The sequence below is a fragment of the Shewanella sp. 10N.7 genome (genome assembly GCF_020806285.1).
Classification (GTDB): domain Bacteria; phylum Pseudomonadota; class Gammaproteobacteria; order Enterobacterales; family Shewanellaceae; genus Shewanella; species Shewanella electrodiphila.
On the sequence record NZ_JAJGZS010000011.1, the window covers coordinates 124,159 to 141,725 of the forward strand.

The 17,567-nt window shown below is 35.2% G+C and carries 13 protein-coding genes and 1 tRNA gene; 5 read left to right on the forward strand and 9 right to left on the reverse strand.

Annotated elements, in window-relative coordinates:
* Nucleotides 1-96: 96 nt before the first annotated feature.
* Complete coding sequence (locus LMH66_RS09205; protein WP_229369471.1) at nucleotides 97-426, reverse strand: hypothetical protein; 330 nt, start codon at nucleotides 424-426, stop codon at nucleotides 97-99.
* Nucleotides 427-509: 83 nt separating this feature from the next.
* A complete protein-coding gene (locus LMH66_RS09210; RefSeq protein WP_229369472.1) occupies nucleotides 510-1,160 on the reverse strand; it encodes a HEPN domain-containing protein in 651 nt (216 codons plus the stop codon).
* Between the two features lie 172 nt (nucleotides 1,161-1,332).
* On the opposite strand from LMH66_RS09210, the gene LMH66_RS09215 reads away from it, so the two are divergent.
* Both LMH66_RS09215 and LMH66_RS09220 read left to right on the forward strand, forming a co-directional pair.
* Nucleotides 1,333-1,911, forward strand: coding sequence for a hypothetical protein (locus LMH66_RS09215; RefSeq protein ID WP_229369474.1), 579 nt, complete (start codon nucleotides 1,333-1,335; stop codon nucleotides 1,909-1,911).
* A 220-nt stretch (nucleotides 1,912-2,131) separates the two neighbouring features.
* Nucleotides 2,132-4,159 (forward strand): DNA phosphorothioation-associated putative methyltransferase, encoded by a 2,028-nt coding sequence (locus LMH66_RS09220; protein WP_229369476.1) that lies wholly within the window; start codon nucleotides 2,132-2,134, stop codon nucleotides 4,157-4,159.
* Between the two features lie 234 nt (nucleotides 4,160-4,393).
* Here the strand turns inward: LMH66_RS09220 and LMH66_RS09225 are convergent, their stop codons facing one another.
* The 4 genes from LMH66_RS09225 to LMH66_RS09240 are packed head-to-tail and all read right to left on the reverse strand — an operon-like array spanning nucleotide 4,394 to nucleotide 9,397.
* Nucleotides 4,394-4,873 carry a hypothetical protein gene (locus LMH66_RS09225; RefSeq protein ID WP_229369477.1) on the reverse strand — a complete coding sequence of 160 codons (480 nt, stop codon included), beginning with the start codon at nucleotides 4,871-4,873 and terminating at the stop codon, nucleotides 4,394-4,396.
* The gene (locus LMH66_RS09230) at nucleotides 4,870-6,975 is read right to left on the reverse strand and encodes an AAA family ATPase (RefSeq protein WP_229369478.1); all 2,106 of its coding nucleotides are present in this window, start codon (nucleotides 6,973-6,975) and stop codon (nucleotides 4,870-4,872) included. The genes LMH66_RS09225 and LMH66_RS09230 overlap by 4 nt, the downstream gene beginning before the upstream one ends.
* Complete coding sequence (locus tag LMH66_RS09235) at nucleotides 6,972-7,205, reverse strand: hypothetical protein (RefSeq protein WP_229369479.1); 234 nt, start codon at nucleotides 7,203-7,205, stop codon at nucleotides 6,972-6,974. Before LMH66_RS09235 ends, LMH66_RS09230 begins: the two co-directional genes overlap by 4 nt.
* Nucleotides 7,205-9,397 (reverse strand): DEAD/DEAH box helicase family protein, encoded by a 2,193-nt coding sequence (locus LMH66_RS09240; protein WP_229369480.1) that lies wholly within the window; start codon nucleotides 9,395-9,397, stop codon nucleotides 7,205-7,207. Before LMH66_RS09240 ends, LMH66_RS09235 begins: the two co-directional genes overlap by 1 nt.
* Before the next feature lie 266 nt (nucleotides 9,398-9,663).
* Between LMH66_RS09240 and LMH66_RS09245 the strand changes: the two genes are divergently transcribed.
* Genes LMH66_RS09245 through LMH66_RS09255 form a run of 3 tightly spaced genes read left to right on the forward strand, consistent with a single transcriptional unit; the run spans nucleotide 9,664 to nucleotide 14,885 of the window.
* Nucleotides 9,664-10,611, forward strand: coding sequence for a DUF4007 family protein (locus LMH66_RS09245; RefSeq protein WP_229369482.1), 948 nt, complete (start codon nucleotides 9,664-9,666; stop codon nucleotides 10,609-10,611).
* Nucleotide 10,612: 1 nt separating this feature from the next.
* On the forward strand, nucleotides 10,613-13,996 hold the full coding sequence (locus LMH66_RS09250; RefSeq protein ID WP_229369483.1) for an AAA family ATPase: 3,384 nt from the start codon (nucleotides 10,613-10,615) through the stop codon (nucleotides 13,994-13,996).
* Nucleotides 13,989-14,885 carry a phosphoadenosine phosphosulfate reductase family protein gene (locus LMH66_RS09255; protein WP_229369485.1) on the forward strand — a complete coding sequence of 299 codons (897 nt, stop codon included), beginning with the start codon at nucleotides 13,989-13,991 and terminating at the stop codon, nucleotides 14,883-14,885. The genes LMH66_RS09250 and LMH66_RS09255 overlap by 8 nt, the downstream gene beginning before the upstream one ends.
* A gap of 13 nt (nucleotides 14,886-14,898) precedes the next feature.
* On the opposite strand, the gene LMH66_RS09260 is transcribed toward LMH66_RS09255, so the two are convergent.
* From LMH66_RS09260 to LMH66_RS09270, 3 genes are all read right to left on the reverse strand, one after another.
* Nucleotides 14,899-16,017, reverse strand: coding sequence for a cysteine desulfurase family protein (locus LMH66_RS09260; protein WP_229369487.1), 1,119 nt, complete (start codon nucleotides 16,015-16,017; stop codon nucleotides 14,899-14,901).
* A gap of 134 nt (nucleotides 16,018-16,151) precedes the next feature.
* The gene (locus LMH66_RS09265; protein ID WP_229369489.1) at nucleotides 16,152-16,358 is read right to left on the reverse strand and encodes an AlpA family transcriptional regulator; all 207 of its coding nucleotides are present in this window, start codon (nucleotides 16,356-16,358) and stop codon (nucleotides 16,152-16,154) included.
* A gap of 193 nt (nucleotides 16,359-16,551) precedes the next feature.
* Nucleotides 16,552-16,628: transfer RNA gene (locus LMH66_RS09270), tRNA-Trp, on the reverse strand.
* Nucleotides 16,629-17,567 lie beyond the last annotated feature (939 nt).

A 17,567-nucleotide genomic window follows, 5' to 3' on the forward strand; every position in this document is an offset into this window, starting at 1 on the left:
GTTTACGAGCAATACAACATGACGAACGAAAAGTTTAGGCAGAATCATTTCTCAATATAAGAATCCTTCTGCCAAACTTGCACAAATGAAGATTAATTAAAGTAGAGGTTCCCAATCACCGGAACCGACACCTGTTGTTAAGCCTTTAATCATTATCTCAACCTCTGATGTCTCAATATGTTGGAGACTATTAGGGCTGTAACGATCTTGAAAATAATCTTTTCCTTTTGACGAAAGCTGATAACCACCTTCAACACGAGAGATACGATCATTATCTAAGTGCGTTTTGAAATTCCCAAGAAACTTATTCAGTGGAAATACCTGACCTTTATCCATGCCGGTGACTTTAAGAATCGCAGCCATATAAGTCCACAGTTCCCTGCCTCTTGGAGTTTTCGAGAGCTTGTATAGTTGTGGTGCTGTCATGTTAAAATTCCTTTTCTAAATCAAAGTGACATTATATATCCGGTGAATAAACAAACTACATCTAGATGGGTAAAGAAATCAACTTAAACGTTAACAACTGGGTAATTTGCATCGCCCCAAAGTTGATCCGAGCTATCCATCATTATGTTGATAATAATAGGCACGAGCTTTGAAAGAAAAGCGACACCATCTCGTATTTGATCGCGATTAGCAGAACTGTTCCAAGTTGCGCCACCATGGATTAATTGGTTTCTGAGAGTATATAAACGCTGCAGGATGATGGTATTAAGCTGGTCAGTTCTTTTAGTTGAAAGTGCCATATTGGCACTGGCTTTAGCATTTGAAAAACGTAATACCCACTCTTCTTCTGTAAGCTTTCCGTTTTGAAAACCCCAAAAAGGTTGAAACACATACTGGTTGTCTAACAACACCCTAATGCAAGAAGAGAACTCTGACCAAACAAGTGAGTAAAGGTGGTTTCCTTTATCTAGCTCAACAAGCTTTGACATAAACTTAGCAAATGCTTCTGATTCAGTATGTCTCAACACTTCAGTATCTTGAGCATAAGCGGCATTAAAGGCTATCCATAAAAAAATAAACTGACTATCTTTGTCATCCTGACACTGTTCAGATTTTGCTAGCCAACTCAATGAGCGATGAACTCGTAATGCCAAACCTTCAGGGAAATCATGCCTAATTTCACGTTGCTTCTTTTTCAAGGAATCAAAATCCATTTCGCCGCCTTATTTAAGGTAAATAGACTCAGTGCCATCACCGAATCATCTAATAACCATAAATAACATAACACTATTTTCGGGGTAAGAATTAGATTCAAGTCAATATCTAACTTTTCATGGTTAGTATTTAGCGTTAAGGTTTAATTAGTCTCACAACAAGGTAATAAAATTGTCAGAAATTCACCTAAAAACAAAAGCTAGTAATCACTTCAGTTTTGAGCATTTAATTCTGAGTGGTGAAACCTTAGCGAATAGTCAGATCGATAATTTACCTAAACAGGCTGAGACATGGAAAGCATTAAGCGAACTTGCAACTAAGATACTCGACCCTTTATATGAGCAATTCGGCCCATTAGAATTAACTTACGGTTTTTGTTCACCACAATTAGCAAGGCTTATTGCGAAGAATAAGAATCCACATATTGCCCCATCACTTGACCAGCATTGTTCACATGAAGTAAATCGTAATCAAAAGGTAATATGCAATCGTTTAGGCGCTGCCTGTGACTTCTTTATTCAAGATAAATCAGTTGATATGCAAATTGTAGCCAAATGGATAAGCCAAAACCTCAAGTTCGATAGAATGTATTACTATGGTAAAAACGCACCTATCCACATTAGTTATGGCCCTGAGATGAATCAGTTTTTACAGCTAATGAAAACACACGATGCAACCAAGCACCGCTCCCCTTCTTTTAAGGGGCGAGGTGATAAAGTGATACAGCTTATTGATGAAGTGAGTTACTAATGGATAAAATAATTATCAAATCAGTAAGTGCGATAAACGAGTACACCAACAGTCAAGAAACCATGAAGCTTCTCAAGGTATCTAGTTGTGAGTTGATGCATCTCAGAGTAACCAATAGAATAAAATTCATAAAACGTGGAAATGGTTATTTCTACCAAGTGAACAGTTTAAAACAGAATCAATAAAACGAATCATGAATATATTGGGATAGGACCTCTAGATGGATGCCACGCTATTTAAGCAACTTGTATCAACAATGCCAATTGGTAAAAAACTACCTGATGCCAATTACATCCATAAAGATGGATTAATGGAAATTGCTACGGAGTTGAGCTCGTTCATAGGCGCTGTAAGCCAAGCGCTTAAGATAGAGAGCGACAGCTGGGATTTAGTAAAACTTAACAAAAAAGAATTTAAGTTATCACTCCTTTCTTACCCAACATTTTTCACACAAGCCTATCCTGCATTAACCCAAAGTGTCACCATCGACTTAGTAAAGCTAACCCATAGAATCACAACGTATCAAGAAAGTGATAACCCTCCAATTCTTCACCGTAAAGAAACCATGCTCCCTACTAGCCATGAAGCATATGAAAGTTTCGTTCATATCACTCAAGAAGGAGAAAATGCAGGGTTATACGAAAATAGTCGGATGATTGGTTTTAAACAATCGTGGGAGCGAATTATTGCTCAGCATGGATATGAACTTGTCGATGGTCGATTATTTAGGTCTTCAGCAATAGCCTCTATAGATAAAAGCGCCATAGATAGGCACAAAACCGCTTTAGTCAGACACGAGCTAAGCTCACCAATGAAACAACTTGCTAAACAAGGTTTTTTAAATGGTGAATACAGCCTCTTTGATTATGGTTGTGGTCGCGGCGATGATTTACGAGAGCTACAAGCCCATGGTTTAGAGGCCTTAGGTTGGGACCCCAATTTTTGTCCCGATGCAGGAAAACTAACATCCGACGTTGTAAATATTGGCTTTGTTATTAATGTCATTGAAGATCAAGTTGAGCGTTCTGAAGCCGTTATCGGTGCATGGCAATTATGTACTAAATTACTTGTCGTATCGGCAATGCTGGCAAATGACAGTTATATAAGCCAATTTACACCTTATAAAGACGGTGTAATCACCTCACGAAATACATTCCAGAAATATTACGCACAAGCCGAATTAAAGGGCTACATAGAAAGAACATTGGATGAAAATGCAATAGCTATTGCTCCAGGTATTTATTATGTATTTAGGGACAAGATAGAAGAACAGCGCTTTCTTGCAAAGCGTCATCAACGTCATCACCAGTGGCACCAAATAACCACTCCAGCACCAACAAGTGAAGCGCAAGCAAGATTACTGTTTACCCAACACCAACAGTTATTAAATCGATTTTGGGATAGATGCTTAGAACTGGGGAGGCTTCCCGTTGATGAAGAATTTGCCGATTCAAATAAAATAACAATGTACTTCGGCAATGCTAAAAAAGCCTTTAAGTTGCTCATGCAAGTGCAAGGAGAACAAGCTGAGCAAGAGTTTGAGCAAGCTATAAAATTACGCCAAGAAGATTTATTGGTTTATTTCGCATTATGCCAATTTGAGCAACGTAAGGGCTACACACATTTACCTGATGAGCAAAAGCGCGATATAAAGATATTTTTTAACACTTACAAAATAGCTATTACTGAAGCTAAAGCATTACTGTTTGCTATTGCCGATACCCAATTAATTGAACAAGCCTGCATAGACGCAAACAATATTAATCTACCGGCAAGCAAGCTAAACTCAGGTCACTCACTTGAGTTTCATAAAAAGTTTTTAAGCTATTTACCTGCACTGCTTAGAGTATATGTCGGCGCCGCTGTTCAGCTATATGGTGAATTAGATGAAATCGATTTAATCAAAATTCATATTACATCAGGAAAAGTCAGCTTTATGGGGTATGACAACTTCGACACTAGCCCACTACCGACTTTACGCGAACGAATTAAAGTAAAAATGCGTGATTTAGAAGTAGACTTTTTTGACTACTTAGAAATAGAACAAAGGCCTATATTGCTCGATAAAATTGTCTTTATTGACCTCAACACTGAAAACTACAATAAACAGAAAACATTTAACAAGCGTCTAAATAAAGAACTTATTAAATTAGAGTTTAATGGAAGAAACATTACAAGACTCCAGCTAAATACGTTATTAAAAAAAAGTGAGATAAAAATCCAAAATAATCAACTTCGTAAAATTTAAAAAATATCCTGAACTATTTTACATCTGAGCAAGATGTCGACTTTTATGATTGCATAAATAAAAGCCGAATAACTTTGTTGTTGGATAACATTTGAATATTATATTGATGATAGTTTTGATGATTATATAAAACAAAAGGCGTTTTTAAACGCCTTTGTTAAATACTACTAATTTAGAGTGTGCATATAATATTTAATATAAAATGGTATCGTTACCACCTCGATTAAAAATTAATTAATCTGATAATAACCTTATAAAATACATGTCATCCTCTAATAACTCTGGGTCTTGATCTATCTCATTTTTAATTAGTTCTAGCCCACCATTCGCATACGATTCAATAACTTTTTTCACAAGTTTTACTTGTTCAGAAATAAATTTATCATCTCCTTCTTCTAGAGCACTCATATTGAAATTAGATTCTGCTATCGCACAAGTAATTAAACTGTCTGTTAATGTTATTGGTCTCCAGTTCTCCATTTCCCAAAAACCATTTAGTTTATCGTCTTCTGTAATATCTACTTTTTTATCTTTATACAAACCAATAAAAAATGCATAAATATATAGTTCATAAGCATTAGAGAAACTTTTGGCTTTAATATATTTTTCACCCTCAACTCCTCCACCAAATTGAGTTATTTGCTCAAAAAAATCTTTAAACTTAGGTAAATATCCTGGTTTTAACTTACCAAATTTTTTCTTTAAAATACTCATACAGAAACCTCCCTAATACTCACGCTTAAATCTGCTCTATTGTCATTATTACCAGAGGGGTAATGAGACTCAATTTGATATACTTTACCTAGTTTAAAATTCTTCAAAATTGGCTTACGATCTTCCTCAAGAAAATCATAGGTGGTAACAATACTCTGAGTAAATCTCTCACTTACAGTTTTATAAAAGCCAAAAGTATAATTTTCAGCCATCTTTGATGTAGGTGCATCAGATATCAAAGAATAGTTATGACTCCATTTAGCACGTGCTGTCAAAATAGCCATTATTAATGCTAATTTAACTAGAATTATATTAGAGTCGTTTGGAGAATTTATAATGTAACCATCCCCATCCACTATTTCTGGTATAAAGCTTCCGTTAGATATTCTTTTGAACTTTATTTGCCCTTTAATTGATGGGTTCTTATGTGTCATATCCCGAAAAATTTCATTTGAAGAACTTTCTAGCTCTGAAATTATATTTGCAAATACATTTTCTTTGGTTGAGCTGGCGATAAGTTTCAACTTAGTAAATATTTCCTCTGAAACTAAGGTTATTTTATCTATCTCGCCAGTTACAAGTTTATCTATCTCAGTTTGTGCATCATCTCGTTTTTTGGTCGATTCTCTTAGCTTATCTAACAACTGATCTTTATTTTGTTCAAAGCGATCTCTAGATCTACTATGTTGCTTATATTCACCCAATATATTCTCTGATTTATCTTCTTCAAGAAGGACGTCAAAATGACTATCAATCTCTCTTACTTCTCTTTCTGAACTAGCAAGCTGATCTTTTAAGGTTTGAATTATTTTAAATTCTTCAAGAATTGAAGAATCTGTTTCTTGAATAGAAATCCCATACCGTAAATTATTTTTATAATAATCCTCTAACTCACTAGAAAAATCATTTACAAATATATTTTTAGCTGGCTCTCTTTTTATTAAGCTTAAAATATGATCATGAGCATCTGTACCTTTAGTTGCGGACCTACCGCATACAAAACAAGACTCTTCTTCTAGCATTTGTTCAATGTGTATTGGTTGGGGTATATTCAATGGGAGCTTTATCTTTAAATGGCTCTCAGCATTTTCTTTTTGATTATGTTCTTTAGAATATTTTTTATATTTCTCTTCAAATTTTTTAAAGAACGGTTCGGCATTTTTTAAAACCCAATGCTTTTTAAATATATTCTTTGAGAAACTATTGTTTTTATCTAGTAGTTGTTTCTCTATGTTTTTACATGAATTAATTAGTGTTTCTTTTTTGGATTTATAATCTGCTTTTGCTTGAGCATCATCTACTTTACTTATTAGTTCTTCGACCTTAACTTTAGCTGTTTCAATGTTTTGATTACAGACCTCTATATCCTCTTGGCATTTATCAATACTGTTTATAGCACTTTCGAGGTTTGCATTTAGTTCATTACTTCTTTTTTCATCCTTACTTAGCTTATTTTTATGTCTTCTAAGTTCGGTAGATGACTTTATGGCTCCCCCCTCGGTGAGAGAAACAAGGTCATCGTAATCTTTAATATCAGATAGTAAGTTAACTACTTGAGTGAGAGCACTACTATCAGCTAGGTCCATTAAACTATCAACCTGCTCACCTTGAAACCACATATATGGCTCTATATGGCCCGGTATTACCCTATTTAATATTCCTGTATGTTTTGGTTCGGGAACTACATTCCATTTAGCGTGTGAAAATTCAGAAATTAGCATTACAGAGTCATTGGTTGTCTGCCATTCTCTATCTGCAATCTTTTTAGCCTTGTAAATTCTTTCTAATTTATATTTTTTTTCATTAGAGCTTGTTACAATCATTGTAACCTCAGCGGACACTGAATTACCGATTTGACATTCATTTTTTGCTTTATCAGAAATTAAGTTTTCTTTATAAACTTTCGTGCTAACCATCTGCCTTTGATCGGACTGAAATATCTTATTATGAATAACCCAGTAAAAAGCATCATATAATTTTGATTTACCTCCTCCATTATCTCCAATAATAAGGTTAAGCCCATCAGAGAACTCTAGGTGGTTAGTTTCATGTTCACCAGAATAGCATTGGAAGTTTTTCATCGAGATAGAACTAATGATCATGATTTGTGTACCTCTGAGGATATTAAAGCATTAATTTTTTTGAGCGTTTGTGCGCTGCTCTCTTCCATGCAGTAGCTAAAAATCATCTTTTTAATTGCTTCTACTAGTAAATAATCTGACTTTTCAGAAAACGATTGGTTTTCTGGGTCAAACCCCTCTACACCTAACAGTTCTATAAACTTTTCATTGCTTAAAAACTGTTTTAGCATTTCATCTCTATCTTTTGCCATTAATGTTCCCCTAATTCATTCTGTATTGCATAAAGGCTTAAATCATAAAAGTCTGCAATTGGTTCAAACTGTTCAAGTGCTGAATAATAATTATCAGCAAGAGATGCAAAATAAATAACTCTGATTAACTCTTCTCGCATCAAGCTTTTTTCAAAAGCAAATGTTGAAGAGTCATGTTCTAGGCTAGGCACAACAACTAAATCATATATAGTTGCTTTCTTTTTGTCAGGATGTTTTCTTAATACTCTGCCACGCCTCTGTATGAATTGACGAGGATTACCAGTGCTTGAGCAAAAAATTGCAAGTTCAGTCCTTGGTATGTCTACACCTTCATCTAGACATTTCATTGAAAATAATGAGTCAATAATTCCTTTCTCAAATTTATCCATTACCTCTTTTTTACTTTGGGTGTTACTCGTATAAGCATAGGCCCGGGTACTTGGTGAAATATCTTCTAAAATTGACAGGTATTCTTCCATAATATTTTGGCCTTCAGAATCACTTCCTTCAGGGGTATACACGAAAGAATTTTTTAATTGACCATTATTAATGGCGTATTTATGTAATATGGATTTAAATGCCTGCTTTTTATTAGAAGCCTTATGAATAATCCTTTTTCTTGCTAACAATAATTTTTCAAGCATGTCATTCTTCTTAAACGTCCCCGATTTTTTATCGAAGAATCTTGCAAGTTTTTTACTTATATCTATGTAATTTGTAAGCTCTTCATCTGTAAGGAGGACTACTTTAGGAAAGTAGTCATAGCTGCATAAAATGCCTTCACGAATAGCTCTTTCCATTGAAAAAGAAAATGTATATGGCTCATAAGAATTAAAAAAGCTCTCTATTTTCGAGTTTCCTTCTTCGTCAAACTTTCTTTTTGGTGTTGCCGATAAAGCTATTCGCCTTTCAAAAGGAAGTTCAGGTAATAATGCCTTCATTTTTATGCTGCCAATATTGTGAGCTTCATCTGCGATAAAGACAGTTTCTTTTGGTAATGATGCTCTATATTTATCGAATTTTTCAGAAGAAAAAGTTGTATAAGTGCAAATCAACACGAAAGATACATCAGCATCGAACATAAGATGTGTAGTTAATTGGTTTAATGCTGGTTTCCACTTGTATTCGGAAGAAATTAGGTGGACATTTGAAAAATTAAATAAGGATACTTCATCAGCCCATTGATTAAGCAATACTTTTGAAGGAACTAATATTATGGCTTGGTACTTATTGTCTTTTTTATATTCGTTTAGAAGACAATTTAATGATGTAATTGTTTTCCCAGTTCCTGTTGCCATGGCAAATATGCCTTGCTTCGAATTTTTTAACCAAGAGTTATATGCATCAACTTGATATTCTCGCGGTTCAGACGAGAAAGGGAATTTCGGCTCACATTTTTCTTTTTCAATTAGTACATCAAGATTTTTCTTATATGTTTCAATAATGTCTGCATTTGTTTTGAATGTAGAGTTTTTAAGTAAGTCTTTCTCGTCAGCAAGTAAGTTTTCAACGGACTTCTCTTTGCCTAAAGAGGAAACAGCATCAAGTATTTTTCCACTTTCCAAGTATACATACTGATCATTTTCCCTATCACATACTTGAGTAATGTCCGGACGTTTATCCTTGATTTTTATTTTTTCAAAAGTGTCGCCCCATGAACGATATACGGAAATGTTTTCAGCATTTTCTAAGAGCCCATTAGCCGTAAAATTACAACTACCATCCATGAATATTGTATTATCATCTTTATCAATAAAAATTCCCTGCTTGTAATGTACCATTTTATTGGGAAATAACATTACAGGGATTATTTCTAGCCTATTTCTTTTAATTAGATATTTTAAACAATTAAAGAACTGTTCTGACTCAGTTGTTAGTGAGTCCTTTAACCAATTTAAATTTGATATAAGTTGCTTATTTATTTCATCATCAGTTGCAGTATTTGAATCTAATAATTGTTTATCTGTACCATATAAAAAATGATTGGTGACTATTTTTATAGTGCCACCATTATAAATAAATTGTGCGAAGCCATATGCTAAAACTCTAATAGCAGATGAGCTAAAGTAACCGAGTTTCAAATATACTGTTTTTGATCTAGGGAAAGCTTGTAAGTAAAACTCTAATGGTAAATTATTAGAGTCCGAACTGTACTCAAAGTTATCCGGGAAATCCACGTCAAAAAAAGTCATATAACCTCATGTTATAAAAAAATTTATCCAAATTTCAACTAGTGATAAAATGAAATAAAAATAGGCGATTCTCATTCTAGTGTTAGCGTAAAAAAACTACAACACAAAAGGATAAATATTCCTTCAGAGCTATATCGATGTCACATTTTTTTCAAGAATCATATTCAAATAGCTATTATGTTTAAACTGAGCAAGTTTTCCTTTGATCTTGAAAGCTAAAGAGATAACATCACTATTGGACAACTTCTCCAGAGACTCATAGCACAATGAAAGCAAAATTTACCGGTCACGACACATTCCCCCTTCGATATGGTTGGCTATACAAAGCTGTTAACCATCTAAATAATAAAGGGAAATTACAAACATCTAATGAGCAGAGTACTCGTGATGCAATTGTCGAGTTAGGTGTAGGTAAGAATATGGTCAACGCTATTCGCTATTGGGCAGAAGCGACTTCGATTATTGATGTTACGAATAAAGCTAATGTCATTGAACATACAGTGTCTGAAACTGGTCAGTACTTGTTTGAAGGTTTAGGTGGCAATGAAAGAGATCCTTATTTAGAAAAAGTGGGATCAATTTGGTTAGTACATTTCTGGTTAAATTTTGATTCAAAGTTGCTTACCTCATATCGCTATTTTTTTAATTTCTCAAATATTCAACACTTTGAAAAGTCTAAACTGACTTCTGACTGTATCGAAACGGCTAAAAAGTTAGTCAGTAATGACATTGGTAACGAAAGCACGATTAAAAAGGATATTGATTGCTTTCTAAATACATACTGCAAAAAATTTAAAAGTGCTTCAGTTAAGAAAAAAAGCGGTGTTGATGAAGATCACTTCACTTCTCCGTTAGCTGAACTAAATTTAATACAAGATAATGGTGGTGGTTTTTACGTCAGTGACCTAACTGAGCGCCCTGAATTACCGATTGATATATTTATCTATTGTTTAATTAAATTTGCTCAAATTGAAACTGCAGAGTCGAAAATTAATAATGTTGATTTTGAGTCTTTATTAACAAAACCCTATTCCCCTGGGCGTATCTTTAGGCTGTCAGAGTCTGGATTAGGGCAAAAACTAGATGAAGCTCAGGAGTATACAGCTGGTGACATTTCTTGGATCGATTCGCTTGGCTTAAGACAAGTCAAAATCGATCTGAACACTCTTAATTCACCTATAGCTTTTTTAGATAAATATTACGGTAATAATTAACATGAGCCATCAATCAATCAATATAAATCAACGTTATAAAAGCTCGACTCGCATTGATGGAAGTCACATAGACTATAAAGGCTTTATTGATGATTTTATTCTTCATGGTACGGCTGTAAATGTCCTTGACACTTTAAGCCGTGATTTTGATGGGAGTGAACAAAGAGCTTACACGCTAACTGGACCATATGGTTCAGGTAAATCGACTATCGCCCTGTACTTATCAAGCTTGCTATCACAAGATGCTAAAGTAAGAAAATTAGCCACAGCAAAACTAAAAAACGCAAATGGCTTATTAGATAGTTTTACGTCTAGGTTTAAAGTATCTAAAGGTTGGAAAGTGGTTAAGCATGTCTGTGGCTTAGAGTCCCCTGCAAATGCCATTTTAGCTAGCCTTTATAAAGCTCTAGAAATTAATTTTACTACTGAAGAAGTAGCGCAACTAAACGACGAACAATGTTTATCAAAGATTAAAGAAACTCTTGCGATAAAACAAAATTTTGATGGTGTTTTATTTCTACTTGATGAGATGGGGAAAGCCCTAGATTTTCAATCACGTGCAAATAAAGACTTACACCTTTTTCAATCGCTTGCAGACATAGCACAGCAGTCTTCTACGCCTGTTTTACTTATTGGTTTTTTACATCAATCCTTTACTGATTATGCAAAAAATAAAGATGCAAAAGCCCAAAATGAATGGGCAAAAGTGCAAGGGCGCTATCGTGATTTAAGTTTTAACCCTTCAATTGATGAGTCTCTTGTTCTTGTTGGTGATTCGCTGACTAAAGAAGAGACTCTATCGTTAAAGCTCATAGACACGCATGCCAATGTTGTTCAACAGGTTGCTAACTCATTTGAAAAACAGGAACGTAATGTTTCTGCATTAATGAAAACATTGCCATTAGATCCTTTAGTCAGTTTATTGCTAGGCCCCATTTCAAGACGACGTTTTTCACAAAATGAACGTAGCTTATTTGGTTTTTTAGCATCTCATGAAAAGTTAGGGTTTAGAGAGTTTCTTACCGAAAATTACCATACTAAAGATAATGATTTACAACTCTATAAACCAGAGAAGCTTTGGGATTATTTGCATCATACCTTGCATCATTTGATTATCACCTCAAGTGACAGTAAAGCTTGGCTTGAAGGTTGCGATGCAATATATCGTGCGAGCCAGAAAGGTTCTGCACTACACATATCAATTACTAAAGTTATCGCTTTATTAACCATTTTTGGCTTTCACCACCACTTGCACGCAAGAAAAGATTTTTTAATCCAATACTTTAAAGCACGTGGTGAACTTGAACTGAATATCATTGATGCGCTGGAGGAGTTAGAACGCTGGACTGTAATTATTTATAGGCAGAAGCATGATGCTTTATTCGTTTTCCAAGGAAGCGATATAGACATTCATAATTTAGTCCTAGAAAAAATTGAGTCCGTTAGTGAGGGGGTAGATTGGACTAAGGTCTGTGATTCTTCACAAAATATTCTAGCTACGGCTCATTACCACAAATCGGGCACTATGCGCTGGGCAAATACAAAACTTATCAATAAAGTTGACTCAGAACTGATTAGTTCCTTACAAGATATACCATTGAGCGGCACTTCATATTTGACCTTTCTATTGCCTGCTAATCCACTAGTTGAAAAAGAACTTCAACGCTATGAAAGTGAACTAGATTATGCAGTTATAGGCTCAAATACGTCTTTGAATAGTCTAAAAAATAGTGCGATAGAATTTATTGCATTAAAACAAATAGAAAATGAAGAAGAGAAGATTAATCATGATCAAATAGCAAAAAATGAACTTGCTAACCGTATGAAGCATGCAGCTCAATCAATAGAAATGGAATTATCTGCCGCTTTTAGTAAAGCAACATGGTTATACAAAGGTGAACATTTTTCTAAGTTACCACTATCGGCCATTAGTTCTCGTGTAGCTGATAATATATTCCATGCTGCACCTGAAGTTATTAATGAGCTTATAAATAGATCTAAGCCGTCAGGTAGTGCTAATAGTGCAATCCGAAAACTGATGAATGCAATGCTGACCAGTGGAGATATAGAAGACCTAGGTTTTGACAATGATTCATTTCCACCAGAGAAAGGCATTTATTTATCATGTCTAAAAAATAAAGGTTGGCATACTAAAACAGGTGAAGGCTTTGTATTCCCAAATGAATGGGACAAATCCTCGTCTAATTTTGACTCAAAAATGCACGGCCTATGGCTTGATGGTTTCGAGTTTATTAAATCCAGTAATGAAATGGTAACGCTTGATCAGCTTTATCGTCGTTGGATGATGCCTCCATTTGGTTTGACAACAGGTTTATGTCGCATTTATGGGCTTGCGTTACTTAAGTCTTTAGAAGGTAAAGTTGCATACTACGACTTAGACTCAACTAAACAATTTATCTTCATACCTGAGCTTGACGAAGAATTAGTAACCAAAATCTACAAACACCCTAAAGAGGCTGGTGTTAGGTATTTCGAGATATCTGAGATTCAAACACATCTATTAGACACTCTTGCCAAGGCAACAATAGGTAGTAGAAAAGAAGATGATACTGTATTAGAAATCGCAAAGCATATTGTAAAAATTGTCCACACATTGCCAGCATGGGTTAAGAAAACCAGCGGAGAAAGCTTTTCTAGTAATAAGTCATCAAATGGGTTAACTCGCGAGGCAAGAGCATTTAGAAATAAAGTTATTGCAGCAAATGATCCCTATAAACTCATTTTAGAAGATTTACCTGAAGTTTTTGATTTAGATAAAAGCGATAAAAATTTGGATGAGAAACTTGGTCAAAGGCTAAAAACAGCCATACAAGACTTATCAGCTCAACATGACATGTTGTTAAGTGGTTTCAAGCAAATAGTAACCACGAATCTGTCAGCTGAATTTAATGATGACTTAAAAAAACGTTGTAAATTAATTGTCGATACAGCTCAAAGACCAAATGTAAAAGAGTTAGCTTCAAGGATTATTAAATTTATAGACGGTAAATCAACTTTTGAATTGGTCGTTAATTTGGCAACTGGTGTACCAGAAAGAAACTGGACAGATAAGCACCTTCGCAACGGCTTAGATGAATTACAAAACCTTTGCATTCAATTCAGAAGAATCGAGTCTTTCGGTAATATACAGAAAAAAGGTAGCTCAAAGCCTTTAGCATTTATTACATCTGACAGTTCTGGTAACTACAAAGAATTTGGTGGCTTTATCAAACACGATTTGGAAAATGATTCTGAAGTAAAAAAAGCGATAAATAGCGTTTCTGCTTCAATATCGAATATTCCTAAAGAAAAGCAACTAGCAGCATTAACAGAGCTACTTTCTTCTTTAATGGAACCATCTGAACAGGAAAAGGCTAATGACTAAGAAAGTTAAACATGTATTGGGCTTATCTGGTGGCAAGGATAGCAGTGCTTTAGCACTTTACGTTAAAGAAACTCGCCCCGAACTTGATGTTGAATACTTCTTCACTGATACAGGTTACGAACTTCCTGAGACAAATGAATTTATTGACCAACTTGAAGAAAAGCTTGGCTATATCCATAGGCTCAATGAAAGATCACTTAATAACATAGATAGTCGCGGTGAAAAAACCTTTGCTAATCTTTTAAAAGAGCATGGAAACTACTTACCTTCTCAACGAGACAGATGGTGTACTGTTCAAATGAAACTCAAGCCATTTGAAAAATGGCTTGATGGCTACTTACAAGACGGCTATACCATAAAGAATTATGTTGGTATTCGGGCAGATGAACCTGAACGCGTTGGTTATATGACGATTGAAAAACCAATAGAGTCAGTATTCCCTTTTCGTGAAGATGGTATTGTTCGTAGCGACATTGAAAATATATTACAACGTAACGGTTTAGAGTTACCCGCTTATTATCAATGGCGTTCACGTTCAGGTTGTACATTCTGTTTTTACCAAAGAAAGATAGAATGGCTAAAGCTAATGGAAAAACATCCAACTCTTTTTGAAGAAGCTAAAGCTTTTGAAAAGGGGGATGAAACCAATACAACTGTTGGTGAAAAGTTTTACTGGATGGGACAAGGCGAACCTTTAGATACCCTTGAAGACCCTGAAGTTCAAAAACGAATCAGAGCAAATCACGAGAAACAAGTGGCACGTTTCAATAAGAAAAAACGCAGAAATGCTCTTCTCGGAGATATTGGCGGTGTATGTGAGTTTGGTGAACTAGATGATATTTATGATGAAGCTGAAGGCGGTGGAGCCTGTGTCACTTGCTATAAATAATTCTAAAAAGCGACTACTCAGTCGCTTTTTTTATAGCTTGAACAAACTCTTCAATCTCATTGTTACTTACATTCAAAGTAAAACTGATCCTAAGCGTCTTATCGGCAAGCTCACGCGTCAAACCTATTGCTGTCAATACATGTGAAGGCTCGATACTTTTAGATGAGCAGGCGGACCCCTGAGCTAAACAAAGCTTAGTTTCAGTTGCTCTGAGTAGTAAGTTAGTATTCGTTTGAGGAAACGTTATTGATACACACGAAGGTAAAGAATCTAACCCGTTGACAACAAATTGGATATCACTTCTTTTAAGACTTTCTAGTAAGTAGTTTCTGGCATCAATTATTTTAAAATTATCATAGTGTTTACCAAAACAATCTATAGCTTTAGCAAAAGCACTTATTAAGGGAGTTGCTACAGTTCCCCCTCTCAATCCATCCTCTTGCCCTGCTCCGTGAATTACAGGCATTAGATGCCTATGTCTCAAATCACGAATATAGATAGCACCAATACCTTTAGGCCCACCGATCTTATGTGCTGAAAAAGACATAACATCGACATTTAAATCATCAACATCAATTTCCACTTTTTTAAAGCTTTGAGCTGCATCACTGTGGAATAAAATATTTTTGTTGCTACACAGCTCCCCAATTTCAGCTATCGGGTTTACAGTTCCTAACTCATTATTGACATGCATTATTGATACAAGAGCAGTATCAGATCTTAAGGCTTTTTTAATATCAGTAACTTCTATTAAACCAGTCTCATTAGGTTTGATATAAGTTACTTCAAATCCGCAGCTTTTTAGATAATCGCAAATAGAAAATACACATTTATGCTCTATTTGGCTGGTAATGATATGCTTTTTACTACTGTCAAAGTCATTGGCTAATAAGAGGCTTTTAAAAGCAATATTATTTGATTCTGTTGCGCCACTAGTAAAAACCACCTCACTTGGGTAAGCACCTATAGAGTCTGCAAGCAATTCTCTTACACGCTCAACCTCTTTAGTAGCACAATCACCTAAATAGTGGGTAGACGCTGAGTTTGCATAAAATTTATCAAATGCATTAACTAACTCAGCTTTGACCTCAGGAAGTAATGGATAAGAAGCTGCTGAATCAAAGTAAATCATAAGCGCTCAGAAAGAGTGAAATTAAAGAATAATAATACTACTTGGTGAATAAATTTGACAATACAAAGATGGATTAGAGAGATGGTTAAGCAACAATTACATATAAGCTTTAGAACTAATTAACAGGGGGCACTCTAATAATCTGTTTTAGAGGTATAAAGATTATCTCTAATTTTGATCCGATTACAGATCCACTCATGAACTTCGCTTTCAACCCAAGTAACAGATCTAGCACCTAATGAAACAGGTCTAGGAAAGGAACCATCTGCCATATATTTATAGATTGTTGATCTGGCCATACCTGTACAGTCGAAAACACTATTTAGTCTGAGTAATTTCATTAAATATCCAAAACTCTACAAGAACAGTTAAACGTAAAATTAGCCGTGCCAAGAAAGCTATGGTCACCGTTTGGTCACCGAATAGAAAATGCTTCATATAAGGGGTATTGGTTTAAAACTAGTTTTGTAGTGACTAAAACAATAAAATCCAGAAAAGACAAAGGCCTAGCATTTCTGCTAGGCCTTCTAAATTTGGCAGGGGTAGCAAGACTCGAACTCGCAACCATCGGTTTTGGAGACCGCTGTTCTACCAATTGGAACTATACCCCTGTTGACGGAATGCATTATGCTAAAACCACTGCAAAAGGTAAAGCATTATTTATCACAAACGCACTGACTGTGGGTTTTTCAGCCAAATATAGCGATATATAATCCATTTTAGCTTATACACAGACATTAAACTTAAATACGCTATTTGTGCTGCAACAGATCACATACTTTCAAATGTTAACAGGCTCTAATTTTAATGGAGGATTACAGTATCAAAAGTTTTATTGTTGAATTAACAAAAACGAGAAAAGCCGTTAGCATACGATTAGATCATGATTTAACGGCACTAAGCGGCTAAAACAAGATATGAGAACATTAGTGTCTTCGCTTTTATTAAGTACATTCTTAGTCCGAGTTATTGTGAAGAAAATGTATTGATTAAGGCGCAAAGGAAAGGAATAAATATTTCAGCCCCCCCTAACAAAGCTGTTGAGCTTTTCGTAATCTGGCTGAGCGGCCTTTCACTAATTAACGACAAACTAGCAACCTGCCTAATGACAAGCCTACTGACTACTTTAGAGAGCCCACATATGTCTTATATGCGCTACATTGCCAGTTTTAACAAGGGAAAATTAGAATGTAGCTGCTTTAGTAGGTAAATATACAGTTCATATTAGCTTTCTTTGAAACATCCAAACGAAAAATCCTCGTCTTTCAAGGAGGCTTTCGTCTTTGTGTTTGTGGGTGAGTAAGGTGATAGCAGTGAGCTTACGAACGCGAAGCTAAGGCGGACTATTTTTGTAAAAGTCCGCGACGCCACAACAACTAGTTAGAATAATTTATATACAAAAAGCCATATCACTCTCTATAAACAAGAAGTGATAGGGCTATAAACTTCAGACACGAAAAAGCCCTAACATTGCTGTTAGGGCTTATCGTAATGTTGGCGGAGCGGACGGGACTCGAACCCGCGACCCCCGGCGTGACAGGCCGGTATTC